Below are 23,393 nucleotides of genomic sequence, written 5' to 3'. Positions count from 1 at the left end.
GCCCGCACCCTAGGTCCGCGGCCCTAGCCCTTGGTGGACCCGAGCGTCAGCCCGGACACGAACTGCTTCTGCAGGGCGAAGAAGACCACCAGCACCGGGAGCGCCACGATGATCGACCCCGCTGCGACGAGGTTGGTGTCGGTGAAGAACTGGCCCCGCAGGTTGTTGAGCGCCGACGTCACCGGGAGCTTGTCGCCCTGCTGGATCAGGACCGTCGCCCAGAAGAACTCGTTGTAGACCCACGTGACCTGCAGCGTCGCCAGCGCGGCGAGGGCAGGTCGGACCAGGGGCATGGTCAGCTGCCAGTACTGCCGCCACACGCTCGCCCCGTCGAGCTCGGCCGACTCGTAGATCTCGTAGGGCAGGGTCTTCATGTAGTTGCTCAGCACGAAGGTGCAGAAGCCCATCTGGAAGGCCGTGTTGACCAAGATCAGCGCCCAGAAGCTGTTGAGCATCGACCCGGAGTCGCTCATGAAGTAGGGCAGCGGGATCTCGCGGAACATCCGGAACACCGGGATCAGCAGCGCCTGCGGCGGCAGCAGGTTGGCGGCGAGGAAGACACCGAGCAGCGCGAGGTTGAAGCGATAGCTGAAGCGCGCGAGCACGAAGGCCACCATCGAGGACAGCCACAGCGTGAGCAGCACCGCCGGGATGGTGATGAGCAGCGAGTTCTTCATGTGCAGGCCGAAGTTGCCCTGCGACCACGCCTGCTCGTAGTTGCTCGTGGTCCAGCCGCCGAAGGAGAGGTAGCCGTTGACCTGGGTGTACTCGTACTCGCGGAAGGAGTTGATCAGTGCCCACACCAGCGGGAAGAGCCAGAGCAGGGCGAGCACGGCCATGATCACCGTGGCGACGGCACCGCGCCGCTTGCTCAGGACGCCACCCTCCTTGCGGGTCGGCGGCGTCACCGCACGCGCTGCCGCGGGCGCCGTCGCGACGGGAGTCTCGTACGTCATCGCTGGCGCTCCTCACGGAAGACGGTCCGCAGGTAGATGGTGATGAAGATCGACGAGATCAGCATCATGATGACCGCGAGCGCCGACCCGAAGCCGTAGCGCGTGGCCTCGCCGATCACGTTCTGCGCGACGAGGGCGCCGATCACCTCGAGGCCGTTGCGGCCCTTGTTGATGACCCACACCAGGTCGAACGCGCGCAGCGACTCGATGACCACGATGACGATGACGACCATGTTGATCGGGCGCATCACCGGGAAGATCACCTGGAAGAAGGTCTTCACCTCGTTGGCCCCGTCGACGGCCGCCGCCTCGCGCAGGCTGGCGTCGACGCCCTTCAGGCCGGCCAGGTAGATCAGCATGATGTAGCCCGTGTGGCGCCAGGCCGTGGCGACGAGCACCGCCCACAGGTTGATGTCGGGGTCGCCGTACCAGTCCACCTCGCTGTGGAAGACCTGGTTGATCAGCCCCTGGTCGCGCGAGTAGAAGAGCTGCCAGATGAACCCGATCAGCGCCAGCGACAGCACGACCGGCATGTAGAACGCGGTCTGGTAGAACCGGCTGCCGCGCATCTCGCGGTCGAGGACCACGGCCAGCAGCATGCCCAGCACGGTCGGGAGCAGGAACAGGAAGCCCAGCCAGATCAGGTTGTGCTGCACGGCCGGCCAGAAGGCCGGGTAGATGGTGAAGATGTCCTGGTAGTTCTGGAAGCCGACCCACTCGATCGTGTCGAGGTCGCCGAAGCCGTTCCACTTGCCGAACGACAGGGCCACCGACAGCAGCGCCGGCACCCACACCAGCAGGACCACCAGCACGAGCGGGACCGCCACCATCACGATGACGGTGAGCCGGTCGCGGCCCGGCAGCTTCTTCTCCCGGCCCTGGGCAGGCGCCACGGCCTTCTCGGTCTTCTCCGACCGCGGCGCCTCGTCGAGATGTGTCATCGCTCAGCCGAAGATCGAGTTGGCCTGCTCCTGGATGCTGGCCGTCACCCCGTCGATGTCGTCCGGGTTCTTCAGGAACTCCTGGATGGACGGGATCATCACCGTGTTGGCGAAGTCGGCGTTGGTGTCGCGGTCCATGAACTGGGCGATGTTGGCAGCGGCGCCGACCACCTCGGCCGACTTCTTCTGCAGGTCGCTGTAGGTGGACGTGCTGGCACCGGAGTTGGCCGCGATGAACGGTGCGTCTGCGGCGTTGTTGCCCGCGTCGGCGGCAGCCGCGCTGCCGAGCCACTTCGCCATCGCCTTGCCGGCGTCCTGGTTCTTGCCGGCGGACGCCACGCAGAAGCCGTCGATGGGAGCGTCGAGGGCGTCCGAACCGATCGAGGAGTCGAGCTCGGGGAAGGTGAAGAAGTCGAGGTCCTCGCCGTTCTCGCCCAGCGCGTCGACGACGAAGGTGCCGAGGAGGTACATCCCGCACTCGCCCTTGCCCATCGAGGTCGCCGCCTCCTGCCAGGTGCGGCCCAGCGGGTCGGCCTGGTGGTAGGGCAGCAGCTTGCGCCAGGTGTCGAAGACGCCCTTCACCTCGTCGCCGTCCCACGCCTCGTCGCCGGCCATCAGGCTCATGTGGAAGTCGAAGCCGTTGAGCCGCATGTTGAGGATGTCGAAGGTGCCCATCGCGGGCCAGCCGTCCTTGTCGCCGAAGGCGAACGGGGTGACGCCCTTGCCCTGCATGTCGTCCATGAGCGCCATGAACTCGTCGTTGGACGACGGCGGTGCCCACCCGTTCTTCTCGAAGACCGACTTCCGGTAGAAGACCGCCCACGGGTAGTAGCTGATCGGCACGAAGTACTGCTTGCCGTCGGAGGCCGTGGAGGCCTGCTTGAACGAGTCGTTGAGGCCGTCGATCGGCCACTGGTCGCTCAGGTCGGTGATCAGCCCGTTCTCCGCGAACTGCGACATGCGGAACCCGGCGAACCAGGTGAAGACGTCGTCGGGAGTGCCCTGGAGGTAGGTGTTGATGCTCTCCTGGAAGGTGTTGTGGTCGACCGCGTTGAGGTCGACCTTGGTGCCGGACTCCTTGGCGTAGGCCTGCGCGATCGCCGCCAGGCGGTCGTGCGCGGCTCCGGCGCCCTCGGCCTCGTTGATGCCGAACTTGACCGTGGCGCCCGACCCGGTCGCCGGGCCCCCGCTGTCGCCGCCGCACGCGGCCAGGAGGCTGGCCCCGCCGACGGCGAGCCCGCTGAGGCCGATGCCCCGCAGGACCGAGCGGCGCGTGGCAGCAGAGGTGACCATCGTCGAGCGAGGGATGGCGGTGGAAGGGGGACGTGACACGGGGGACCTCCTGAGACAAAACCAAACAGGGATCCACAGCATGTGACGGTTGGCACACCCTCGTCAAGGTCTTCCCCGCCTCAATTCGAACCAGATCAAACATTTTCCCACGCTTTCTGCAGTTGAATCGTTGACTTCCACACATATCGGTGGTCACAGTTGACGCCATGCCGACTCCCCTGCCACCCCTTGCCTTCGGCGGCGACTACAACCCGGAGCAGTGGCCGGCGCCCGCCCACCGCGAGGATCGCCGGCTGATGGCCGAGGCCGGGGTCGACCTCGTCACCCTGGCCGTCTTCTCGTGGGCGTGGATCCAGCCCCGACCGGGGGCATGGGAGTTCGGCTGGCTCGACGAGCAGATGGACGAGCTCGATGCCGCGGGCATCCGGGTCGACCTCGCCACCGCGACCGCCTCGCCTCCGCCGTGGCTGACGCACCGCCATCCCGAGATGCTCCCGGTCACCCAGGACGGCCGGACGCTCTGGCAGGGCGGTCGGCAGTCCTTCTGCCCGAGCTCACCGGTCTACCGCGAGCACGCCCTCGAGCTCTGCTCGGCCATGGCCGAGCGCTACCGCGACCACCCGGCGCTGGCGCTCTGGCACGTCTCCAACGAGCTCGGCTGCCACGTGGCCCGGTGCTACTGCGACGTGAGTGCCGCGGCGTTCCGCGCCTGGCTGCGCGCGCGGTACGACGACGTGGCCAGCCTCAACGACGCCTGGGGCACGGCCTTCTGGTCGCAGCGCTACGACGACTTCGAGCAGGTGCTGCCGCCGCGGGCCGCGCCGACGCACGCCAACCCCACCCAGCAGCTGGACTTCGCGCGCTTCTCCTCCGACCAGCTGCTCGACAACTTCATCGTCGAGCGCGACGTGCTGCACCGCACCTCACCCGGCGTCCCGGTCACGACCAACTTCATGGTCATGCGCCAGACGGTCGGCATGGACTACCTGCGGTGGGGCCGAGAGCTCGACGTGGTCTCCAACGACCACTACCTGATGGGCACCGGCGCGGACGGGCACCAGGAGCTCGCCTTCAGCGCCGACCTCACCCGCGGGACCGCCGACGGCAAGCCGTGGCTGCTGATGGAGCATGCGGCGAGCGCCGTGAACTGGCAGCCCCGCAACCCGGCCAAGCGCCCCGGCGAGATGATCCGCAACAGCCTCTCGCACGTCGCCCGCGGTGCCGACGCGGTGCTCTTCTTCCAGTGGCGCGCCTCACGGGCCGGGGCCGAGAAGTTCCACTCGGGCCTGCTCCCCCACGCCGGCACCGACACCCGGCAGTGGCGTGAGGTCGTCGAGCTCTCCGGCATCCTCGACTCGATCGAGGAGGTCGTGGGCAGCCGGTCACGCAACCAGGCCGCGATCCTGTTCGACTTCGAGGCCTCCTGGGCCTGCGAGCTCGACTCCCACCCCAGCTCGGACATCCGCTACCGCGACCGCGCCGAGGACCTCCACCGTGCGCTCACCGCGCAGGGGATCGGCGTCGACGTGGTCCACCCGAGCACCGACCTCTCGTCCTACGATCTCGTCGTGGTGCCGACCCTCTACCTCGTCTCCGACGAGGCCGCAGCGGCCGTGAACGCGGCCGCGGAGGCCGGGGCCACCGTCGTCGTGACCTACTTCAGCGGCATCGTCGACGAGTCCGACCACATCCGCCTCGGCGGCTACCCGGGTGCGTTCCGCGAGCTGCTCGGCGTGCGCTCGACCGAGTTCCTGCCTCTGATGCCGGGTGACTCGGTGCGCGTCGAGGGGCTCGGCGACGGCGTCGTCACCGCCGACACCTGGGCCGAGGACCTCGAGCTCGCCGGGGCGGAGGCCGTGGCGACGTACGTCGACGGGCCGGCGGCCGGGATCCCGGCGGTCACCCGGCGCGAGGTCGGCGAGGGGGAGGCGTGGTACGTCGCGACGCGCCTCGATCCCGCCGGCACCGACCGGCTCGTCGGGCGGCTGGTCACCGACGCCGGGCTCGAACGGCTCCCCGGCGCGTCCGACCTGGTCGAGGTCAGCCGCCGCGTGGGCGACGACGCGAGCTGGCTGTTCGTGCTCAACCACGGCACCGCCCCCGCCCCGGTGCCCACCAGCGGCGTCGACCTGGTGTCCGGAGTCGACGTCTCCGACGGGTTCGAGGTCCCCGCAGGGGGCGTGGCCGTGATCCGCCAGACCCTCGGGAGCGCGTGATGCTCGCGGCGCAGCGGCGGAGCATGATCCTCGGCGCGCTCAGCCGCGACGGCACGGTCCGCGTCACCGACCTGGTCGAGCTGCTCGGCGTCTCCGACATGACCGTGCGACGGGACCTGGTCTCGCTCCACCGCGAGGGCCTGCTCGAGAAGGTCCACGGAGGAGCGATGGCGGTGGCCGAGCCGTCGTCCTCCGAGCCCGGCTTCGCCGCCAAGTCCGTACGTCGTCAGCTGGAGAAGGAGGCGATCGCCGCAGCCGCCGCCCAGCTGGTGCACGAGGGCATGGCGATCGCGGTCTCCGCGGGCACGACCACCCACGCGCTCACCCGCCACCTCGCGCGCGTCCCGAACCTCACCGTGGTGACGAACTCCGTGTGGGTGGCCGACGAGCTCCACCGCACGGGCGAGTCGACCACCTCGGTGCTGCTGACCGGCGGCCTGCGTACGCCGTCGGACGCGCTGGTCGGCCCGGTGGCGGTGTCCTCGCTGCGCAGCCTGCACGTCGACGCGTTCTTCATGGGCGTGCACGGCATGGACGTCCGTGCGGGCTTCAGCACGCCCAACCTGCTCGAGTCCGAGACCAACCGCGCGATGATCGAGCGCTCGCGCCGCCTCATCGTGTGCGCCGACTCGACGAAGTGGGGGGTGGTGGGCCTCAGCAGCATCGCGTCGCTCTCCCAGGCCGCGGTGCTCATCACCGACTCGGGCCTCTCGGCGCAGGCCAGCGGCGCACTGTCCGACCACGTCGACGAGCTCGTCATGGTCGACCCGGCGGACGTCCACGACGAGGGCGACGCCGACGCGTGAGCCCGGCCTAGGCTGACCCCATGGACGCGCAGGCATGGGACCAGCGGTACGCCGCGAGCGAGCTCGTCTGGTCACAGGAGCCCAACCAGTTCGTGGCCGCCGAGCTCGCAGACCTCTCCCCGGGCACGGCCGTCGACCTCGGCGCCGGCGAGGGACGCAACGCGATCTGGCTCGCGTCGCGTGGCTGGTCGGCAACGGCGGTCGACTTCTCGCACGTGGCGCTCGACAAGGGCGCGCGGCTGGCGGGTGACCTCAGCCTCGAGGGGCGCCTCACGTGGACCTGCGCCGACGCGACCCGGTGGGCACCCGAGGAGCCGGTCGACCTCGTGGTGGTCGCCTACCTCCAGCTCCCGGCCGATGACCGACGCCGGGCGGTGCGCGGGGCGTTCGCGATGCTGCGGACGGGCGGCACGTTGCTGCTCGTCGGCCACGACTCGACCAACCTCGCCGAGGGCACCGGTGGGCCGCAGGACCCGTCGGTCCTGATGACGGCGGAGGACGTGCTCGCCGACCTCGACGGCCTCGAGGTCCGGGTGGTGCGCGCGGAGCGGGTGGCCCGGGAGGTCAGGTCAGCCGACGAGCACGGCGGCGAGGAACGGCGTACGGCCTGGGACTGCCTGGTGCGGGTCGTGCGGGCGGCCTAGGACTTCTTCTCGGAGGTGTCCTCGTCGCGGACCACCGGCTCGTCGCCGAAGACGCCGGCGTCCTTGGCGGCCTGCGCCTTGCGCAGCTGCTTGACGAGGCTGAAGCCGATGACGACGACCGCGAGGATCATGAACATCCACACCGCGAAGCCGAGCGGGCCGGCCTTGACCTCGGTCGGGTCGGGGGTCTCGTCCATGAGCACGGACAGCGAGACGATCAGCAGGGACATGACCCCAGTGTCCCACTTCCCAATCAGGGAGCGGGCGTGGGGATGCCGGCGAACAGGTCGTCCTCCGGCAGCACGCTCTCGACGGTCGACGAGACCAGCTCGTAGTCCTCGGTGGGCCACGTCTTCTGCTGGATCTCGCGCGGGATCGCGAACCACATCCCGTCGGGGTCGATCTGCGTCGCGTGGGCCAGCAGCGCCTGGTCGCGGACCCCGAAGTAGTCCCCGCACGGGACCTTGGTGGTGATCCGGTCGTCCCAGTCGGGCTCGCGCTCCCACTTCTCGAGCCGCTCCGCGTAGGGCGACTCCAGACCGTGGTCGAGCATCGCCTGGTGCAGGGCGTTGGTCTTCGCCCAGCTCCAGCCGTGGTGGTAGTAGAGCTTCATCGGCTGCCACGGCTCGCCGGCGTCCGGGTACTTCTCCGGGTCGCCGGCCGCCTCGAACGCAGCGACGGAGACCTCGTGGCAGCGGATGTGGTCGGGGTGCGGGTAGCCCCCGCGCTCGTCGTACGTCGTCACCACGTGCGGGCGGAACTCGCGGATCAGCCGCACGAGGCGCTCGGCCGACTCCTCGAGCGGGACCAGCGCGAAGCAGCCCTCGGGCAGCGGCGGCTTGGGGTCGCCCTCCGGCCAGCCGGAGTCGACGAAGCCGAGCCAGTCCTGCCGGATGCCGAGGATGTCGCGGGCGCGGTGCATCTCCTCGCGGCGGATCTCCGAGATGTTCTCCCAGACCTCGGGGCGGTCCATCTTGGGGTTGAGGACCGAGCCGCGCTCGCCACCGGTGCAGGTGGCGACGTGCACGTCGACGCCCTCGGCGACGTACTTCGCGGTGGAGGCGGCGCCCTTGCTCGACTCATCGTCGGGGTGGGCGTGGACGTGCATGAGTCGGAGACCGGTGCGCGACTGGTCTGCGGGGGGTCGGGCCATGGTCTCCATCCTAGGAGCCCTCTCTTACGCTCTGACCGTGACCACCGACCTCGCCGACCGCTACGGCACACCCTCACGCTGGCGGCGCCCGGCCGCGGTGTCGCTGGCCGCCGTGCTCGCCGTGGTCGGGCTCGGCTGGCTGGGCTGGACGGTGTGGTTCCACACCACCCCCGCGGTCACCTCCGAGCTCGTCTCCTTCCAGGTCACGAGCGACCACGAGACGCAGGCACGCCTGGACGTACGCCTGGGCGACGACGTCGAGGCGAGCTGCCGGCTGCGCGCCTTCGCCGAGGACCACACGCCGGTCGGCGAGCTGGCATTCACCCCCGTCGGAGGCAGCAACCAGGTCGTGATCCGCACCGAGCGCCGTGCCACCACCGTGGAGAAGCTGGGCTGCACCGCCGACGGGCAGCCGCGACCGCGCTGACCGGTCCAGACGGCGTACGACCTGCGTTTTGGCGCGGGTGTTGCTAATCTGGACGTTCTGCCCGTCCCGGGTGCGCTGGTCCATGCCACATCAAGGTCCGCGACCGCGCCGACCCCGATCGGACGGACGACCGGCACCATCGACCCGCTCCGGGTGCGCTGGAGCACATCCAGACCTACCCGACAACGCGAAGCAGGAGCAACGACATGACCGACCAGGGCACCATCTGGCTGACCCAGGAGGCCTACGACAAGCTGCAGGCCGAGCTCGACGACCTCAGGGGCCCCAAGCGCCAGGAGATCATCGAGAAGATCGCCGCTGCGCGCGACGAGGGCGACCTCAAGGAGAACAGCGGCTACCACGCGGCCAAGGACGACCAGGGCAAGCAGGAGGCCCGGATCCGCCAGCTCGAGGACATGATGCGACGCGCGGAGGTCGGCGAGACGCCTCCCGACGACGGCGTCGTCGAGCCCGGCATGGTCGTGACCGTCGACTTCGGCGACGGCGACCACGAGAAGTTCCTCCTCGGTGCCCGCGAGAACCTCGGCGAGGGCGACACGCTCGACGTGTACTCCCCCGAGTCGGCCATGGGCGCCGCGATCAACGGCAAGACCAAGGGCGACGAGGTGTCCTACACCGCGCCCAACGGCAAGGAGATCAGCGTCACGATCGTCGACGCCGAGCCCTACCGCGCCTGACCTGCCTTCACCCGATCACCGTCCTGGGCGGTGGTCCATCCCCCTTCCGATCATTCGGACGGTGGCTGGACCACCGCCCGGCGTGTTCGGGGGTCGTGTCGGTTTCCCCGGTTACCCGGGGAAACTGGAGGTTCCAGTGCGAAGTTTCGCAGGGGAGGCTCCAGTTTCACCGGTTACCCGGGGATCGCGACACGAGGCAGGTCAGTCGGAGACGCGGTAGCCCCGCTGGCGCAGCCGCTCCATCAGGTGCTCGGCGTGCGCCTCGCCGCGGGTCTCGAGCTGGATGCGCACCTCGACCTCGTTGAGGGTCAGCGACGGGGAGATCCGCTCGTGGGCGACCTCGAGCACGTTGGCGCCCTCGTCGCCGATCTCGGCCAGCAGCGACGACAGCCCGCCGGGGACGTCGGGGATGCAGACCCGGAGGTAGAGGTAGCGACCCGCGGCGGCGAGCCCGTGGCGGATCACCTTGCTGAGGAGCAGCGGGTCGATGTTGCCGCCCGACAGCACGGCGACCGCGGGGGTCTCGAAGCCGCCGGGGTTGTCGAGCAGCGCAGCGACGGCGGCGGCACCGGCGGGCTCCACGACCTGCTTGGCCCGCTCGACCAGGGAGAGCAGCGCCTGCGAGAGCGACTCCTCGCTGACCGTGATGATGTCGTCGACGTGGTCACGGACCGCGGCGAACGTGATGTCGCCGGGCCGGCCGACCGCGATCCCGTCAGCCATCGTGCTCATCGATCCCAGCGGCACTGGCTCGCCCGCAGCGAGCGAACCCGGGAACGCGGCGGCACCCTCGGCCTGCACCCCCACCACGCGGACGTCCGGGCGCATCGCCTTGATCGCGACCGCCACCCCGGCGAGCAGCCCGCCACCGCCGGTCGGCACCAGCACCGTGCGTACGTCCGGCGCCTGCTCGAGCACCTCGAGCCCGAGCGTGCCCTGCCCGGCGACGATGTCCACGTGGTCGAACGGGTGGATCAGGACGGCACCGGTCTCGTCGGCGAAGGCCCGCGCCGCAGCCAGCGAGTCCTCGAGGTAGCGCCCGTGGAAGACCACGTCGGCGCCGTAGCCGCGGGTCGCCTTCTCCTTGGGGATCGGCGCCCCCTCGGGCATGAAGACGGTCGAGCGGATGCCGAGCGTGGTCGCGGCGAGCGCGACGCCCTGGGCGTGGTTGCCGGCCGAGGCCGCGACGACGCCGTGCGCGCGCTCCTCCTCGGAGAGCCGGGAGATCCGGACGAACGCGCCGCGTGACTTGAACGAGCCCGTGCGCTGGAGGTTCTCGCACTTGAGCAGCACCGGCCCGCCGACCAGCGACGAGAGCCAGCGCGACTCCTCCATCGGCGTCGTCACGGTGACGCCCTCGAGGACCTCGCGCGCGGCGACGATGTCGGCCAGGGCCACCTGCTCGGTCATCGGGGTGCCTCCTCGTCGTCGTCCTCCGGGGCCGACGGCCCGGTCAGCGGGCCGTCGTCCGGTGGGGTGCTGGACGGTGGCGACCCGTCCGGTGCGAGGTCGTCGTCGAGCGCGTCGTCCGGTTCGTCCTCACCGATGTCGGTGTAGGTCGCCAGGTGCTGCGCGACGGCGTTGCCGGCCGCGGCGAGGGGTACGGCGATCAGCGCGCCGGCGACACCCGCCACGAGGACGCCGCACCCGATGGCGACGATCACGCCGAGCGGGTGGAGCGAGACGAAGCGACCCATCAGGAAGGGCTGGAGGACGTGGCCCTCGATCTGCTGGACGACGATCACGCCGATCAGCATCAGGACCGCGGTCCACGGCCCCTGGTCGACGAGCGCGACCAGGATCGCGACCGACCCGGCGATCGTGGCGCCGATCATCGGGACGAAGGCGCCGAGGAAGACCAGCACACCGATCGCGACGACGAACGGCACGTCGAGGAACCAGGCGACCAGCATGATCCCGATCGCGTCGGCTAGGGCGACCAGCACGGTCGCGCGGACGAACTGGGTCAGCGACACCCAGGCGACGCGACCCGAGGCGTCGACGCGCTCCCGGGCGGCCCGCGGCGCGATCCGCACGAGCCAGGCCCAGATGCGGTCGCCGTCGGCGAGGAAGAAGTAGGTGGAGAACAGCACGATGAAGAAGCCCGCGACGACGTGCCCGACCGCGGTGCCGACCTCGGTGACGCGGGTGACGACGCCGTCGGTGCCGGTGCTGTCGGTGACGGCCGACTGCACGCCCTTGAGGTAGTCGTCGAGCTGCGAGTCCGAGACGTGCAGCGGACCGGTGCGCAGCCACTCGCGCACCTGCTCCAGGCCCTGCACCACCGAGTCGGCGAGGTCGCTCGCGCCGGCCGCCACCTGCTGGCCGACGAAGGTCAGCAGCAGCGCCACGGTGCCGATGCCGAGCACCATGACGATGCCGGTCGACGGCCCGCGGGGCATCCCGCTCCGCCGCAGGAGGTTGACCAGCGGCACCGCGAGGGCCGCGATCAGCAGCGAGACGGCCAGCGGCAGCGTGATCACCGCGAAGTAGCGCAGTGTCCAGAGCAGCCCGAGCGCCGCGACGATGATGACGATGAGCCGCCACGCCCAGGCCGCGGCGAGGTCGAGGCCCCACGGCACCTGGGCGCGACTGAAGTTGGACGGGCCGGTGGTGAAGGCGGGCTCGACGCGGCGCTCGGCGCGCGCCTGCGCCCACTGGCTGACGATCCGCTCGCTCAGCCGGTCGTCGTCCTCGCTGCGGGCCAGTGCGGCGAAGAGCCTGCGACGGCCCGACTCCTCGTCCGTCTCGTCCCGCTCGTCGTTCACGTCGGCCACGCTACCGATCCCCCGCCGACCGCAGTCGCTCGACCAGCCGGTGCGCCGCCAGGGGGTGCTCGGCCGCGAGCAGGCCCGCCGCCGCGAGCACGTAGTCGTGGTCCACGACCACGGCCGGGTCGCGCGGGAGCTGCCACCCGCCCTCGAAGGCATCGCCCGTCGCGGGCTCCAGCACCCGGCGTACGGCGTCGGGGCCGCCGTGGCGCAGCACGCCACCCGACCCCACCAGCAGGTCGACCTCGCGGAGGTCCTTGCCGCTGCGCTCGACGACGCGGCCCTCCGGGCTGACGATCACCTTCGACCGGCCGGCGTGGCGCTCGAGCGCGATCCGCACCGCGGCGGCCGCGATCTCGAGGTCGGCGTCCTGCTCCTCGTCGGTGTCGGGCAGGAAGTCCGGCTGCTCGCGACGTCGTACGCCCGCCGCGCGCAGGTCGTCGCGACCGGCCGCCTCGACGGTGGACATCGCCGACCACCGCATGCCGAGGTCGCCCTCGACGGTGCGGGTGACGGGGGTCGTCGCGACGACCTCGCGGGCCAGCCCACTGTCCTCGGGGTCGAGCTCGACCACGCTGTGCACGTCGGTCGTCGCGCCGCCGACGTCGACGACGACCACGTCGCCGGCTCCGGGGTGCTGGTCGTCGAGGCCCCGCGCGAGCAGCTCGACGCCGGTGAGCACGACGTCCGGGGTCGCGCCACGCACCAGGTCGGTGAAGCTGCGGCCGCGGGCGTCGGTGCGGCTGCTGAGGTGCTTGCCGCCGATCACGTGGGACAGGAACATCTCGCGGATCGCGGCCCGGGCGCTGTCGGGGGCGAGCACCCCGATCTTCGGCACGACGTTGTCGGCGAGGACGTGGGGCGTCCCGGCGAGCGTCCGGGACACCTCGTCACGCGCGTCGGCGTTGCACGCCACGACGACCGGACGGTCCCAGCCGAGGGCGGCCAGTGCGGTCGCGGCGCCCACCGCGGCCTCGGTGTTGCCGCCGTCGGTGCCGCCGGTCAGCAGGACGATGTCGGCCTCGGCCGCACGGAGCGCGTCACCGTCGAGCCCGCCGTCCGACATCGGCAGGACCGCGACGACCTTGCCTCCGCTGGACAGCGCGACGCGCCGCCCCGCCTCCGCGGTGACGAGCTCCTCGTTGCCGACCACTGCGACCCGCAGGCCGCCGCCCGCGCTGGAGCAGGCGAGCACGTCGGCGTCGGTCGCGGCGGGGTCCTGCTCGGCGAGCACGCGCATGCAGGCGTCGTACCCGTCGAGCACGTCGCCATCCCCCGACTCGTCCGGGAGGGTGGTCGGGTGGCTCGCCGTGGCGAGGAGGTCACCGGTGTCGAGGTCGACCAGTGCCGCCTTGGTGAAGGTGGAGCCGAAGTCGACGCAGACGGTGAGGTCGCCGCTCACACGACCACCGAGATCCCGGCGACGACGATCACCACGACCACGGCGGCCGCGAGCAGGTGCACGGTCGGTCCGGCGGCGAGGTCCTCGCCGTTGCGGATCGCCCGGTCGGCCTGGCGGTAGCGCAGCCACCCGCCTCCGGCGGCGAGCAGGGCCGAGGCCACCAGCAGGACGCCGAGCAGCCGCTGCGCCCACGACGGGTCGAGCAGGTGGAAGACGGCGAGGGCAGCGGCGACCAGCCCGACCGCGGTGCGCTCGTAGGCGAGGAAGGTGCGCTCGTTGGCGAGCGAGAACCGGACGTCGGGCTGGTCGGTCACGTCAGCCGAGGGCCCGGTCGAGGTCGGCGACCAGGTCGTCGACGCTCTCGATGCCGACGCTGAGCCGGATCAGGTCGGCGGGGACCTCGAGGTCGGTGCCGGCGACGCTCGCGTGCGTCATCCGTCCCGGGTGCTCGATGAGCGACTCGACGCCGCCGAGCGACTCACCGAGGGTGAACACGTCGGCGCGCTCGCAGACCGCGAGGGCCTGCTGCTCGCCACCCGCGACGCGGAACGAGATCATCCCGCCGAACCGCTTCATCTGCCGGGCGGCGACCTCGTGGCCGGGGTGCGCGGCGAGACCGGGGTAGATCACCTCGGTGACCCGCGGGTCGCCGTCGAGGAACTCGACGACCCTCTCGGCGTTGTCGCAGTGGCGGTCCATGCGTACGCCGAGCGTCTTGAGGCCGCGGTGCGTGAGGAACGCGTCGAACGGTCCGGCGACCGCGCCCATGGCGTTCTGGTGGAAGCCGATCTTCTCGGCGAGGTCGAGGTCGCGGACGACCACCGCTCCCCCGACGACGTCGCTGTGTCCGCCGACGTACTTCGTGGTCGAGTGCACCACCACGTCCGCGCCGAGGGTCAGCGGCTGCTGGAGGTAGGGCGAGGCGAAGGTGTTGTCGACCACGAGCAGGGCGCCGGCGTCGTGGGCGACGGTTGCGAGCGCCTCGATGTCGCCGATGGTCAGCATCGGGTTGGTCGGCGTCTCGACCCAGACCAGCTTGGTGCGACCGGGCTCGATCGCCGCCGCGACGGCCTCGGTGTCGGCGACCGGCGCGGGGCTGTGGGCGGTGCCCCAGAGCTTGGCGACCTTGTCGAACAGGCGGAACGTGCCGCCGTAGGCGTCGTCGGGGATGACGACGTGGTCGCCGGGCGCGGTCAGCGCGCGGATGATCGCGTCCTCGGCGGCCAGGCCGGAGGCGAAGGCGAACCCCTTCTCGCCGTCCTCGACGGCCGCGAGCGCGCCCTCGAGCGCCGTACGCGTGGGGTTGCCGGAGCGGCTGTACTCGTAGCCGCCGCGCAGGCCGCCGACGCCGTCCTGCTTGTAGGTGCTGCTGGCGTAGATGGGCGGGTTCACCGCTCCGGTCATCGCGTCGGGCTCGTAGCCGGCGTGGATCGCACGCGTCTCGAATCCGGTCTTGTTGGCACGTTCCTGGGTCACCGGTCGAGCGTAGACCCAGCCGTCAGCAGCCCGGACAGCGGAACGGCCGCCGCACCCACGCCGGCGGCGGCCGTTCCCTGCAGCTGTGTCGCGATCGGTCGTCAGGGAACCAGCACGGTGAACGCCACCGTGTTGCTGAAGTCGGCAGGCGCGTAGGCGTCGGCGATGCGGTCGGTGACGACGCCGACCTCGTCGGCGTTGCAGTTCGCGTCCGCGTCCCACATGGCGGCCGTGTTGCCCTCGGGTCCCGTGGTGTTCCGGTAGTCCACGGCCGTCAGCACGGGGAGCGGCCCCTGGTCGATCCCGGGCAGCAGGAGGCAGTAGTAGCCCGTCGTCGTGCGGCGCACCGAGGTGAAGCCCTTGGCCCGGGTGAGGGTCGGGCCGACCGGCGAGACGTAGGCGTACGCGCGGGCGGTCCCGGCGGCACCGGCAGGACCGGCCGCGCCCGCAGGACCAGCCGGTCCGGCCGGACCCTGCGCCCCCGCCGGGAGCTCGCCGGCCTTGAAGTCGGCCGCCTTGAGGGCGCCGTTCTTGACGTCGGCGCTCTTGATGGACGAGTTGATGATCTGCGACGAACCGACCGAGTTCTTGGCGACGGCCACGGCGGCGTAGCTGGTGCCCCCGAGGGCGACGACGAGTGCCAGGGTCGACGCGACGTTGGCGTAGGTGCTTGAGCGGAACAGCATGAAGTGGTGGCCTTTCGATCAGGATCCGAGACGGATCGGTTGGCAGCACCCTGCGCGTCGGCACCGGCGAGCACATCGGTGGCAGCACGACGTCTAGACCACGTAGTTCCACGTAGACCACCCCCTCCGCCCTTGTCCGACGGGGGAGAATGGAGGCATGTTCGGATTCGGCAAGCCCTCCACCCTCCCCACGCCCGACCAGGCCCTCCCCGGCCGTGAGCAGCAGATGTGGAGCCTCGGCGAGCACGTCGTCCTCCACACCCCCGTCGTCACCGACGAGGTCCCGGCCGGCCACGAGGTCGCCGTCCTCGGCCTGGGCTGCTTCTGGGGCGCGGAGGAGATCTACTGGCAGCTGCCCGGCGTCTGGTCGACGTCCGTCGGCTACGCCGGCGGCAGCACCCCGAACCCGACCTACGAAGAGGTCTGCAGCGGCCGGACCGGGCACACCGAGGCGATCCGCGTCGTCTTCGACCCGGCCGTGGTCTCCTACGCCGACCTGCTCAAGAAGTTTTTCGAGATCCACGACCCGACCCAGGGCATGCGCCAGGGCAACGACGTCGGCACCCAGTACCGCTCCGCGATCTACTTCACAAGCCCCGAGCAGGAGCAGACCGCGCGCGAGCTGACCCAGGTCTACGGCGACGAGCTCGCCCGCCGCGGCCTCGGCGAGATCACCACCGAGATCCGCCCCGCCAGCGAGACGCCGTACTTCTACGCCGAGGACGCCCACCAGCAGTATTTGGCGCGCAACCCGTTTGGGTACAGGTGTCACGCGAACACTGGTGTGAAGTTTCCTGACACCGTCTAACTGTGACGTCGAAGGGCGATGCCGCAAGTCAGTGCGGCATCGCCCTACGACCGACCGCTCAGGGCGGTCCTGAGGTACTCTTACCCCTGCGAATGAAGAGAAGTCCCGCCTGGCAGCGAAGTACCTTCTCGTTCACCCGGGGGCGGTCGTCGACCCTGACTGGTCTACTCATGGACGACCGCCCATCAGCATGATGGGCACATCAACCTCCGTCGGTTCGGAGTCCTGAACTCGCCGACATGGTCGGCGAGTGGCTCACGGTGAATGCCAGGCTGCTGACGAACGCCGAGATTCGTGCTGCATCAGCCTCGTTGAGGTCGACCGGCAGGCTGATGCTGATCATCAGATCAGGCCGCAGCGGCACTTGGTACGTGACCAGTCGCGGAGCCGTCTCGTGCGCGGGCTGCTTGGGCGTGCTCACGGCAGCGTGCGTCGTCGACTTCTCGGTCGCCCCACTGGCGGGCGTAGCCGCGCCAGACCCGTTGCCGGAGTCCGACTTCTTCCGGGACAGCCGCTTGGCAGGCTTCCAAGGCTCGTTCGCGAGCCAAGCCAAGTAGGCGGTAACAGCGGCCCTGAACCGGGACTGGTAGGTCTTCATGCTGGACGACGTGAACTTGGTTCGGTTCAGGTTCTCGAACCGGCTGAGGAGCGTGTCAACGTCCACCTGTCGCAAGTCGACGTTCTCCGGGTCGTCCTCAAGAGCAAGCACGCGTCGGCACGCGACGGCCCATGCTTCCGCCGTCGTCGGGTTCATCTCGCCCGTCCGCCCGGCCCAGGCCAGAAAGTCCTGCAGACCCGCGCCGGTGCCTTCTGCTGCTGATTCGCTCATGATGCCTCCTTCCGTCGTCAGTTGATGTCACCATCATACACTAGATGGCCGTCTCCGTCTAGACGGAGATGTTATACGAAACTTGGACGCTTAGATGTAAGACATAACCGGGCGGCGGCGCGTCTTCTTAGGAGGGACGCGACGAAGGGTCCGACCTCTACGAGGTCGGACCCTGTGTCAGAGACGTTGCGGGCGTCGCACCGGAGCCGGAGGCCTCAAGAGACCAGTCGGCGATGATCCACCTACTGCGTCGTAGGCAAGATTGCTCCCACCAGCAGTACCTCGCCAAGAACCCCTTCGGCTACCGGTGCCACGCCAACACCGGCGTGAAGTTCCCCGAGTCGGCCTGAGGTCCCCCGGTCCGTCCCCGACGGACGACCGGTCAGCCCATGAAGGGCTCGAAGATGTCCCGGACGAGTGCCGAGGCGCGCTCCGGGTCACCCGCCGCGATCGCCTCGACGAGGTCGCGGTGGTGACGGTGAGCGGTCTCGTCGTCCCCTGACTCCTCGTCGCGCATGTGCGCCGCGAAGACGTCGGTCATGCCCGCGTAGAGCCGGACGTAGAGCGGGTTGTGCGTCGCCTCCACCACCGCCTGGTGCAGGGCGAGGTCGGCGTGCGCCCTGAGATCGCCGTCGGCCGTGGCCCAGGCCCTCTCGCGCTCGTCACGCAGCTCGCGGAGCCGCTCGACGTCCGCGCCGGTCCGACGCAGGGCGGCCAGCGAGGCCGCGGTGCTGTCGAGCGCGAGGCGCAGCTCGAGGTAGTGGTGACGGCTGCCGCCGGACAGCTCGCGGACGAGCGAGCCGGGGAGCTCGGTGCTGGCGATCACGAAGGTGCCGCGACCCTGCTCCCGGCTCAGCAGGCCGGCGCGCACGAGCGACTGCAGCGCCTCGCGCACCGTGTTGCGCCCCACTCCGAACGCCTCGGCGAGCTCGGCCTCGATGGGGATCTGGGCACCCACGGGCCACCGCCCCGACGTGATCTCGTCGTGGAAGCGGCCGGCGACCTGGTCGATCAGTCCCACTCGACGCACCGACCTCGCCGTGCCAGACTCTCCGTCATTCATCCCATGATCCCATCATTGACCGACCCGTGGAGTCCAGCATGACGTCGTTGCTGCCGTCGCACACCCTCCAGGGTCGTGGACGCCTCGCCACCTTCGCCGCGCTCGCCGTCGCACTGACGGCGCTCGACCTGCGCACCGCGGTGACCGGGTTGCCACCCCTGCTGGAGACGATCGGGGCCGACCTGGGCTTCGGGCTCGCCCTCGCGGGGCTGCTGGGCACCGTTCCGGCAGCGACGTTCGCCGTCTTCGGCTTCCTCGCCCCCGTCCTCACGCGGCGGTACGGGCTCGAACGGACCGCCGCGGCCGCGCTCGGCCTGTCCGCGACGGCCCTGGTCCTGCGAGCGATCGCCCCGACCCCGCTGACGCTCGTCGCGTCGACCGTCCTCGCGCTGGCAGGCATCGGGGCGGCCAACGTCGTGATCGTTCCCCTCATCAAGGCGTGGTTCGCCGAACGGGTCGCAGCCTGGACCTCGGGCTACCTGCTCCTGCTGCAGACGGGCCAGTTCGTCGCTCCCCTGCTGGCGGTGCCCGTCGCCCAGGCGACGTCGTGGCGCCTGTCGCTGGGGATCTGGGCAGTCCCCGCCGCCGTTGCGGCGGTCATCTGGCTGACGCTCGCCCTCCGGCTCCCGGCCGACCACCGCGCCGTCGCCTCGGGACCCGGCGCCCAGCGTCGACCGGTGCGCTCGTCGACCGCCTGGGGGCTGGTGGGACTGTTCGCTGCCGTCTCGGTCGCCAACTACAGCATCATCACGTGGGTGCCGTCCGTGCTCACCGACGCCGGGGCGAGCGCGACCCGGGGCGGCTCCATGCTCGCGCTCTACTCGGCCTGGGGCGTGCTCGCCGCCCTCGTCGTCCCCCAGCTCGCCACCCGGATGCGCAACCCGTTCCCGGTCGTCGTCATCTGCTCGGCGCTCCTGGTCCTGGGCTACACGGGCCTCGCCCTCTCCCCGGTGGACGGCACGGTGCTCTGGATGTGCGCGCTCGGGATCGGGGTCAGCACCTTCCCGCTCTGCCTGACGCTCGTCAACCTCCGCACCCGGACCCCGCAGTCCGCCTCGACGGTCTCCGGGTTCGTGCAGGGCATCGGCTACGGACTGGCCTGCCTGGGTCCGATCGGCCTCGGACTGGTGCGCGAGGCGACGGGCTCGTGGACGGCACCGCTCGTCGTGCTGTCCACGAGCGCCGTCGTCGGCGTACTCGCCGGCTGGTTCGCCTGCCGGCCGGTCCTGGTCGAGGACACCGGCTCCGCTTCCCCCTGACGCCTGCCGCCGCCCCGGGTCTGGAGGAAGTGTCCACACGTGTCCGAGATGTGGCCCTCGAACGACTCACGGCGGGGCCACGTCGCGGACACGTGTCGCTCGCGGCACGACCTTCCGCGCCACTACCTGTCGATTCCGGGCCGGTCCGTCCGTCAGAGTGTCGGAGGGCCGCACGGGGCGGCCCGCAGCCGAGGAGTGACATGACCGAGCCGAAGACCAGGTACGCGATCTACTTCATGCAGCAGTGGGTCGGGGACCACCCCGCGGAGTGGTACCAGACCCGCGTCGAGCCCTCCAGGAAGGTCGTCGCCGACATGGAGGCCGCCGGCGTCCTGGTCTTCGCCGGCGGCCTCGTCGAGGAGATGGAGCTGGCCTTCAGCGCCGACGGCACCAGCGGCGAGATGCTGGTGACCGACGGCCCCTACACCGAGGTGACGGAGTACCTCGGTGGCATCACCATCATCGAGGTGGAGACGATCGAGGAGGCCCGGGAGTGGGCCGCCAGGGTCGCCGAGGGCTGCGGCTGGCCGCAGGAGGTCCGCGAGATCAAGTAGCCCGGGCTACTGCGCGACCCAGTCGGTGAAGGTGCGGGGCGCGACGAGCCAGTCCTTCCTGGTGTCCTTGCCGTTGGGTCGCGTGCCGGCGACGCGTACGGCGACCCGGACCTCGTCCGGCGAGCCGATCGCGTCGCGGGAGATCCGCATCCGGACCTGCTCGGCGTCGTAGTCGACCTTCATCCGGTAGGAGCCCTCGACGGGGTCGCCCCACGCGGAGGTCGCGAAGCCGTCGGTGTGGAGCAGGGTGTAGTCGGTGCCGACGAAGTAGCCGCCGGCGAAGACGTACTCCGGGCCGGGGTCGCTCGGGTCGGTGTCGAGGAAGACCGCGCCGGACGAGCCGGACCGGTACGACTCCACCAGGTCGGTGTGGGTCGTGGTCACGACCACGTTGCGAGCGCCGTGCTGCACCTCCACCGAGAGGAGGTCGACGCCGTGGGCGAGGTCCTCCTGGTCCGCGAGGCCGAGTCCGTCGGCGTGAGCCGGGAGCTGGGTCAGGGCGAGGGCGGCGATCGTCAGGGTCGCGGCGCTCAGGATGGTCGTACGCATGGTGCTCTTTCCGTTCGTCGTGTCGTGCTCCCGGTCGTCCGGGGCACCTTGAGGACGCGGAAGCCGCCGTCGGGGTTGCATGGAGGTTGCGTGTCCTGCGACCCCGTCTGACATGATCCACCTCTCGACTCACCCAACCGACGACCGAGGAGGGGACGTGGCCTCCCCCCGGAGCACCCTCCCGACGATCGCCTCCTGGCTCGTGCACGCCTACACCGCCTCCGGGCTCGTGCTGGCCTTCCTCGCGGTCGTCGCGGTCATGGAGGGCGACACCACGCAGTGCCTCTGGCTGTTCCTGGCCACCATGGTCGTCGACGGCACCGACGGGATGCTCGCGCGCTGGGTGCAGGTCAAGCGCCACGTGCCGTGGTTCGACGGGGCGCTGCTGGACAACATCGTCGACTACATCACCTACGCGTTCCTGCCGATGGTGCTGCTGTGGAGCGGCGGCCTGCTCGGCGACGGCGCCTCGGCGAAGGTGCTCGCGGTCGTCCCCCTGCTGGCGTCGGCCTACCAGTTCTGCCGCGTCGACGCGAAGACCGACGACCACCTGTTCCTCGGCTTCCCGAGCTACTGGAACATCGCCGCGTTCTACATCATCGTGCTCGAGCTGTCCCCCGGTGCGGCCGCCGCCGTGCTGCTGGTCTGCGCGGTGCTGGTGTTCGTGCCGATCGGCTACGTCTACCCCTCGCGCACGACCACCCTCCAGGTGCCCACGCTCGCCCTGACCTGCCTGTGGCTCGTCAGCTATGCAGTGCTGCTGGTGCAGGCACCCGACCCGAGCGTCGTCTGGTTGGCGATCTCGGTGGCCTACATCGCCTACTACGTCGCGCTGAGCCTCTACCTGACCGCTCGTCGCGGCCGCGCCGAGCCCGCAGCGGCCTAACGCCCCACCTGGAGGCGTACGTCGACCACGTCGCCGAGGCCGATTCCCTCGGCCCGGCGCACGGCGACCTTCACGGGCAGGAACCACGTCTCCTCGCGCGGGAACATCGCGGTGGTGAACTCGGTGTCGCAGATCCGGGCGCGCACCGGCACCACGCCCCAGTAGACGACCTCCGCCTTCACCTCGTTGACGAGGTCGGCGGCGTCGAGCGGCAGCGGGACGAAGCAGTAGGGCGCAGGCCCGCGCCACTCCACGACCTCACCGCTGAACTCGAGCTCCATGCACCCCATCCAACCAATGACGACAGGAGAGCGGGCGGGAGCTCTCGCTCCCGCCCGCTCTTTCCACTGCGCCCCTGTTGCGCGGTGGCTCCCCCCTGGAGGGTCTGTGTGTCGCCCGGTCTGCTCGGTGGTCAGCCCAGCGCGGCGACTGCTGCGACGACGTCGACGAGGCCGTAGCCCTTGTCGTACGACGTGGTGCCGAGCGGGCCGGACGTGTAGCCCGCCCCGTCGGAGTACTTGTAGGCGGAGACCTTCAGCGCCCGCTCGATGTCGGCGGGGGTCGCAGACGGCTTGGCCTGGAACAGCTGGGCGACGATGCCCGCGATGTGCGGGGCAGCCATCGAGGTGCCGCTGATCGTGTTGAAGGTGCCGATGTCCAGCGGACCGGGCCCGTTCTGCGGGTCGAGGCCGGTCGCGCAGATCGCCAGGTAGAGGCGGCAGGACGAGGTGATGTTCTCACCGGGCGCGGAGATGTCCGGCCAGGTCGAGGCGTCCGAGGAGAGCCCGCGCGAGCTGTAGTCCGACACGGTGCCGTCGCGGGTGCCGGTGTCCTGGTCGTAGAAGGACGCCACCGAGAGGATGCCGCCGGTCGGGTCCTGGCCGGGCGGGTTGGTCAGGCTCGTCGAGCCGTCGCCGCCGTCGTTGCCGGCCGCCCAGACGGTCACCACGCCCTCGGCCGCGAGGGCCCGCTGGAGCTTGACGGTGGCCGACTCTGGGTCGAACTCGCCGCCGCCCGTCGGACCGTAGGAGTTGTTGGTGACCTTGATCGGCGGGCAGGTCGAGGCCGGGACGCCCGCGCCGCACGGGGCGGCGTGGTTCTCGAGGACCCAGTTGAGCGCCGAGTCGGCACCGAGGATCACGATGCCCGCACCGGTGGAGATCGAGACCAGCTTGGCGCCGGGAGCCGCACCCTGGAGCTTGCCGCCGTCGGACAGCGTGGTCGGACGACCGGCCACGATGCCGTTGACGTGGGTGCCGTGGCCGCCGAGCGACAGGGTGTCGGTGTCGACGAAGCTGGGCACCTTCTGGACCGAGCAGGTCTCGGTCAGCGGCTCGCAGAGAGCCTTCAGGTTGGCGACGACGGCGGACGAGCCGTCGGCCTCCTTGAAGTAGGGGTGGGTCGGGTCGACACCGGAGTCGATGACCGCGACGCTGACGCCCTTGCCGGTCAGCGGGCTGCCGTCGGCGCCGGTCAGCGTCGAGGCCGCCTCCGCGCCGCGGGTCGCGGTGTTGGACGTCTCCTGGAAGAACTCGATGGGCTGCGCGCCGCCCTCGACGTACGTCACTCCGCTCTGCGTGCGGACGGCCGCGATCTGCGACTTGGTGGCGTTGGCGATGACGACGCCGATGCCCTTGTACTCGCCCTTCTTGGTCATCCCGGTCGCGGCGACGGCCTGGCGGGCGGCGGCGAGGTCGGTCCCGTGCACCAGCACGGTGGTCCGTCCGGTCAGGCCCGAGAGCTGGCCGGCGAGGAAGTCGGACACGTTGGCCTGAGCGAGCCGCGGTGCGCCGGACACGGCTGCCGTGGCGGTGCCGCCGGAGACGAAGGCCGCCGAGGCGGCGAGGATGCTCGCGGTGCAGGCGAGCGCTGGCTTGAGTCGCACGTGGATCCTCCCGAGGGACGTGGGGTCTTGCCCTCCACAACGACGCGGAGTGCGGCAGGTCACGCCCCAGAGCACCATCACTTCGGAGCCG

The 23,393-nt window shown here is 70.6% G+C and carries 25 protein-coding genes; 9 read left to right on the top strand and 16 right to left on the bottom strand.

The window, feature by feature from the left end:
• Positions 1 to 23: 23 nt before the first annotated feature.
• The 3 genes from JI751_RS17490 to JI751_RS17480 are packed head-to-tail and all read right to left on the bottom strand — an operon-like array spanning position 24 to position 3,229.
• Positions 24 to 956: a carbohydrate ABC transporter permease gene (locus JI751_RS17490; RefSeq protein WP_201939359.1), complete on the bottom strand. Its 933-nt coding sequence runs from the start codon at positions 954 to 956 to the stop codon at positions 24 to 26.
• Entirely contained in the window at positions 953 to 1,897 is a 945-nt protein-coding gene (locus JI751_RS17485; RefSeq protein ID WP_201939357.1) for a carbohydrate ABC transporter permease, read from the bottom strand. Before JI751_RS17485 ends, JI751_RS17490 begins: the two co-directional genes overlap by 4 nt.
• A gap of 3 nt (positions 1,898 to 1,900) precedes the next feature.
• Complete coding sequence (locus JI751_RS17480) at positions 1,901 to 3,229, bottom strand: ABC transporter substrate-binding protein (RefSeq protein WP_201939354.1); 1,329 nt, start codon at positions 3,227 to 3,229, stop codon at positions 1,901 to 1,903.
• 167 nt (positions 3,230 to 3,396) lie between these two features.
• On the opposite strand from JI751_RS17480, the gene JI751_RS17475 reads away from it, so the two are divergent.
• The 3 genes from JI751_RS17475 to JI751_RS17465 are packed head-to-tail and all read left to right on the top strand — an operon-like array spanning position 3,397 to position 6,856.
• The gene (locus tag JI751_RS17475; protein ID WP_201939351.1) at positions 3,397 to 5,406 is read left to right on the top strand and encodes a beta-galactosidase; all 2,010 of its coding nucleotides are present in this window, start codon (positions 3,397 to 3,399) and stop codon (positions 5,404 to 5,406) included.
• A 23-nt stretch (positions 5,407 to 5,429) separates the two neighbouring features.
• Positions 5,430 to 6,212, top strand: coding sequence for a DeoR/GlpR family DNA-binding transcription regulator (locus JI751_RS17470; RefSeq protein WP_236666417.1), 783 nt, complete (start codon positions 5,430 to 5,432; stop codon positions 6,210 to 6,212).
• A gap of 20 nt (positions 6,213 to 6,232) precedes the next feature.
• Positions 6,233 to 6,856, top strand: a complete 624-nt coding sequence (locus JI751_RS17465) for an SAM-dependent methyltransferase (RefSeq protein ID WP_201939348.1) — start codon at positions 6,233 to 6,235, stop codon at positions 6,854 to 6,856.
• Here JI751_RS17465 and JI751_RS17460 read toward each other — a convergent pair.
• Positions 6,853 to 7,086, bottom strand: coding sequence for a hypothetical protein (locus JI751_RS17460; RefSeq protein WP_201939345.1), 234 nt, complete (start codon positions 7,084 to 7,086; stop codon positions 6,853 to 6,855). The genes JI751_RS17465 and JI751_RS17460 overlap by 4 nt on opposite strands.
• Positions 7,087 to 7,109: 23 nt before the next feature.
• The gene (gene mca, locus JI751_RS17455; protein WP_201939343.1) at positions 7,110 to 8,009 is read right to left on the bottom strand and encodes a mycothiol conjugate amidase Mca; all 900 of its coding nucleotides are present in this window, start codon (positions 8,007 to 8,009) and stop codon (positions 7,110 to 7,112) included.
• A 37-nt stretch (positions 8,010 to 8,046) separates the two neighbouring features.
• Between mca and JI751_RS17450 the strand changes: the two genes are divergently transcribed.
• Together JI751_RS17450 and greA are read left to right on the top strand one after the other, a co-directional pair.
• On the top strand, positions 8,047 to 8,436 hold the full coding sequence (locus tag JI751_RS17450) for a DUF4307 domain-containing protein (RefSeq protein WP_201939340.1): 390 nt from the start codon (positions 8,047 to 8,049) through the stop codon (positions 8,434 to 8,436).
• 206 nt (positions 8,437 to 8,642) lie between these two features.
• Positions 8,643 to 9,134, top strand: a complete 492-nt coding sequence (greA, locus tag JI751_RS17445) for a transcription elongation factor GreA (protein ID WP_201939338.1) — start codon at positions 8,643 to 8,645, stop codon at positions 9,132 to 9,134.
• A 201-nt stretch (positions 9,135 to 9,335) separates the two neighbouring features.
• Here greA and ilvA read toward each other — a convergent pair whose 3' ends face one another.
• From ilvA to JI751_RS17415, 6 genes are all read right to left on the bottom strand, one after another.
• Complete coding sequence (gene ilvA / locus JI751_RS17440) at positions 9,336 to 10,544, bottom strand: threonine ammonia-lyase (protein WP_201939337.1); 1,209 nt, start codon at positions 10,542 to 10,544, stop codon at positions 9,336 to 9,338.
• Positions 10,541 to 11,902, bottom strand: coding sequence for an AI-2E family transporter (locus tag JI751_RS17435; protein WP_307814337.1), 1,362 nt, complete (start codon positions 11,900 to 11,902; stop codon positions 10,541 to 10,543). The genes ilvA and JI751_RS17435 overlap by 4 nt, the downstream gene beginning before the upstream one ends.
• Before the next feature lie 10 nt (positions 11,903 to 11,912).
• Positions 11,913 to 13,307: a glutamate mutase L gene (locus JI751_RS17430; RefSeq protein WP_201939336.1), complete on the bottom strand. Its 1,395-nt coding sequence runs from the start codon at positions 13,305 to 13,307 to the stop codon at positions 11,913 to 11,915.
• Positions 13,304 to 13,621, bottom strand: coding sequence for a DUF202 domain-containing protein (locus tag JI751_RS17425; RefSeq protein ID WP_201939335.1), 318 nt, complete (start codon positions 13,619 to 13,621; stop codon positions 13,304 to 13,306). The genes JI751_RS17430 and JI751_RS17425 overlap by 4 nt, the downstream gene beginning before the upstream one ends.
• Before the next feature lies 1 nt (position 13,622).
• Positions 13,623 to 14,783 (bottom strand): cystathionine gamma-synthase, encoded by a 1,161-nt coding sequence (locus tag JI751_RS17420; RefSeq protein ID WP_201939334.1) that lies wholly within the window; start codon positions 14,781 to 14,783, stop codon positions 13,623 to 13,625.
• Between the two features lie 101 nt (positions 14,784 to 14,884).
• Positions 14,885 to 15,469, bottom strand: coding sequence for a hypothetical protein (locus tag JI751_RS17415; RefSeq protein WP_201939333.1), 585 nt, complete (start codon positions 15,467 to 15,469; stop codon positions 14,885 to 14,887).
• A gap of 157 nt (positions 15,470 to 15,626) precedes the next feature.
• Between JI751_RS17415 and msrA the strand changes: the two genes are divergently transcribed.
• Complete coding sequence (msrA, locus tag JI751_RS17410; protein WP_201939331.1) at positions 15,627 to 16,277, top strand: peptide-methionine (S)-S-oxide reductase MsrA; 651 nt, start codon at positions 15,627 to 15,629, stop codon at positions 16,275 to 16,277.
• A 202-nt stretch (positions 16,278 to 16,479) separates the two neighbouring features.
• Here msrA and JI751_RS17405 read toward each other — a convergent pair whose 3' ends face one another.
• Positions 16,480 to 17,106, bottom strand: a complete 627-nt coding sequence (locus JI751_RS17405) for a hypothetical protein (protein ID WP_201939329.1) — start codon at positions 17,104 to 17,106, stop codon at positions 16,480 to 16,482.
• A 382-nt stretch (positions 17,107 to 17,488) separates the two neighbouring features.
• Positions 17,489 to 18,136, bottom strand: coding sequence for a FadR/GntR family transcriptional regulator (locus JI751_RS17395; RefSeq protein ID WP_201939327.1), 648 nt, complete (start codon positions 18,134 to 18,136; stop codon positions 17,489 to 17,491).
• 71 nt (positions 18,137 to 18,207) lie between these two features.
• Between JI751_RS17395 and JI751_RS17390 the strand changes: the two genes are divergently transcribed.
• Together JI751_RS17390 and JI751_RS17385 are read left to right on the top strand one after the other, a co-directional pair.
• Complete coding sequence (locus JI751_RS17390; protein WP_201939325.1) at positions 18,208 to 19,428, top strand: MFS transporter; 1,221 nt, start codon at positions 18,208 to 18,210, stop codon at positions 19,426 to 19,428.
• A gap of 200 nt (positions 19,429 to 19,628) precedes the next feature.
• Entirely contained in the window at positions 19,629 to 19,982 is a 354-nt protein-coding gene (locus JI751_RS17385; RefSeq protein ID WP_201939323.1) for a YciI family protein, read from the top strand.
• 6 nt (positions 19,983 to 19,988) lie between these two features.
• Here the strand turns inward: JI751_RS17385 and JI751_RS17380 are convergent, their stop codons facing one another.
• A complete protein-coding gene (locus tag JI751_RS17380) occupies positions 19,989 to 20,531 on the bottom strand; it encodes a hypothetical protein (protein WP_201939322.1) in 543 nt (180 codons plus the stop codon).
• Positions 20,532 to 20,688: 157 nt separating this feature from the next.
• On the opposite strand from JI751_RS17380, the gene JI751_RS17375 reads away from it, so the two are divergent.
• Complete coding sequence (locus tag JI751_RS17375) at positions 20,689 to 21,417, top strand: CDP-alcohol phosphatidyltransferase family protein (RefSeq protein ID WP_307814336.1); 729 nt, start codon at positions 20,689 to 20,691, stop codon at positions 21,415 to 21,417.
• On the opposite strand, the gene JI751_RS17370 is transcribed toward JI751_RS17375, so the two are convergent.
• Entirely contained in the window at positions 21,414 to 21,698 is a 285-nt protein-coding gene (locus JI751_RS17370; protein ID WP_201939316.1) for a DUF1905 domain-containing protein, read from the bottom strand. The two genes, JI751_RS17375 and JI751_RS17370, sit on opposite strands and share 4 nt — an antisense overlap.
• A 131-nt stretch (positions 21,699 to 21,829) precedes the next feature.
• Positions 21,830 to 23,302: a S8 family serine peptidase gene (locus tag JI751_RS17365; protein WP_307814334.1), complete on the bottom strand. Its 1,473-nt coding sequence runs from the start codon at positions 23,300 to 23,302 to the stop codon at positions 21,830 to 21,832.
• Positions 23,303 to 23,393 lie beyond the last annotated feature (91 nt).

The organism is Nocardioides baculatus (assembly GCF_016735675.1).
In the GTDB taxonomy this organism is placed as follows: domain Bacteria; phylum Actinomycetota; class Actinomycetes; order Propionibacteriales; family Nocardioidaceae; genus Nocardioides; species Nocardioides baculatus.
The sequence above is the reverse complement of the archived record's forward strand: the minus strand, read 5'-3'. Positions and strand labels throughout refer to the sequence as shown.

Excerpts from the sequence above, each read along its gene's own strand:
- JI751_RS17380 (WP_201939322.1), bottom strand. The coding sequence starts at position 20,531 with ATGCGTACGACCATCCTGAGCGCCGCGACCCTGACGATCGCCGCCCTC.
- ilvA (WP_201939337.1), bottom strand. The coding sequence starts at position 10,544 with ATGACCGAGCAGGTGGCCCTGGCCGACATCGTCGCCGCGCGCGAGGTC.
- JI751_RS17490 (WP_201939359.1), bottom strand. The coding sequence starts at position 956 with ATGACGTACGAGACTCCCGTCGCGACGGCGCCCGCGGCAGCGCGTGCG.
- JI751_RS17460 (WP_201939345.1), bottom strand. The coding sequence starts at position 7,086 with ATGTCCCTGCTGATCGTCTCGCTGTCCGTGCTCATGGACGAGACCCCC.
- JI751_RS17385 (WP_201939323.1), top strand. The coding sequence starts at position 19,629 with ATGACCGAGCCGAAGACCAGGTACGCGATCTACTTCATGCAGCAGTGG.
- JI751_RS17405 (WP_201939329.1), bottom strand. The coding sequence starts at position 17,106 with ATGAGCGAATCAGCAGCAGAAGGCACCGGCGCGGGTCTGCAGGACTTT.
- JI751_RS17475 (WP_201939351.1), top strand. The coding sequence starts at position 3,397 with ATGCCGACTCCCCTGCCACCCCTTGCCTTCGGCGGCGACTACAACCCG.
- msrA (WP_201939331.1), top strand. The coding sequence starts at position 15,627 with ATGTTCGGATTCGGCAAGCCCTCCACCCTCCCCACGCCCGACCAGGCC.
- JI751_RS17390 (WP_201939325.1), top strand. The coding sequence starts at position 18,208 with ATGACGTCGTTGCTGCCGTCGCACACCCTCCAGGGTCGTGGACGCCTC.
- JI751_RS17485 (WP_201939357.1), bottom strand. The coding sequence starts at position 1,897 with ATGACACATCTCGACGAGGCGCCGCGGTCGGAGAAGACCGAGAAGGCC.
- JI751_RS17370 (WP_201939316.1), bottom strand. The coding sequence starts at position 21,698 with ATGGAGCTCGAGTTCAGCGGTGAGGTCGTGGAGTGGCGCGGGCCTGCG.
- greA (WP_201939338.1), top strand. The coding sequence starts at position 8,643 with ATGACCGACCAGGGCACCATCTGGCTGACCCAGGAGGCCTACGACAAG.
- JI751_RS17465 (WP_201939348.1), top strand. The coding sequence starts at position 6,233 with ATGGACGCGCAGGCATGGGACCAGCGGTACGCCGCGAGCGAGCTCGTC.
- JI751_RS17470 (WP_236666417.1), top strand. The coding sequence starts at position 5,430 with ATGATCCTCGGCGCGCTCAGCCGCGACGGCACGGTCCGCGTCACCGAC.
- JI751_RS17415 (WP_201939333.1), bottom strand. The coding sequence starts at position 15,469 with ATGCTGTTCCGCTCAAGCACCTACGCCAACGTCGCGTCGACCCTGGCA.
- mca (WP_201939343.1), bottom strand. The coding sequence starts at position 8,009 with ATGGCCCGACCCCCCGCAGACCAGTCGCGCACCGGTCTCCGACTCATG.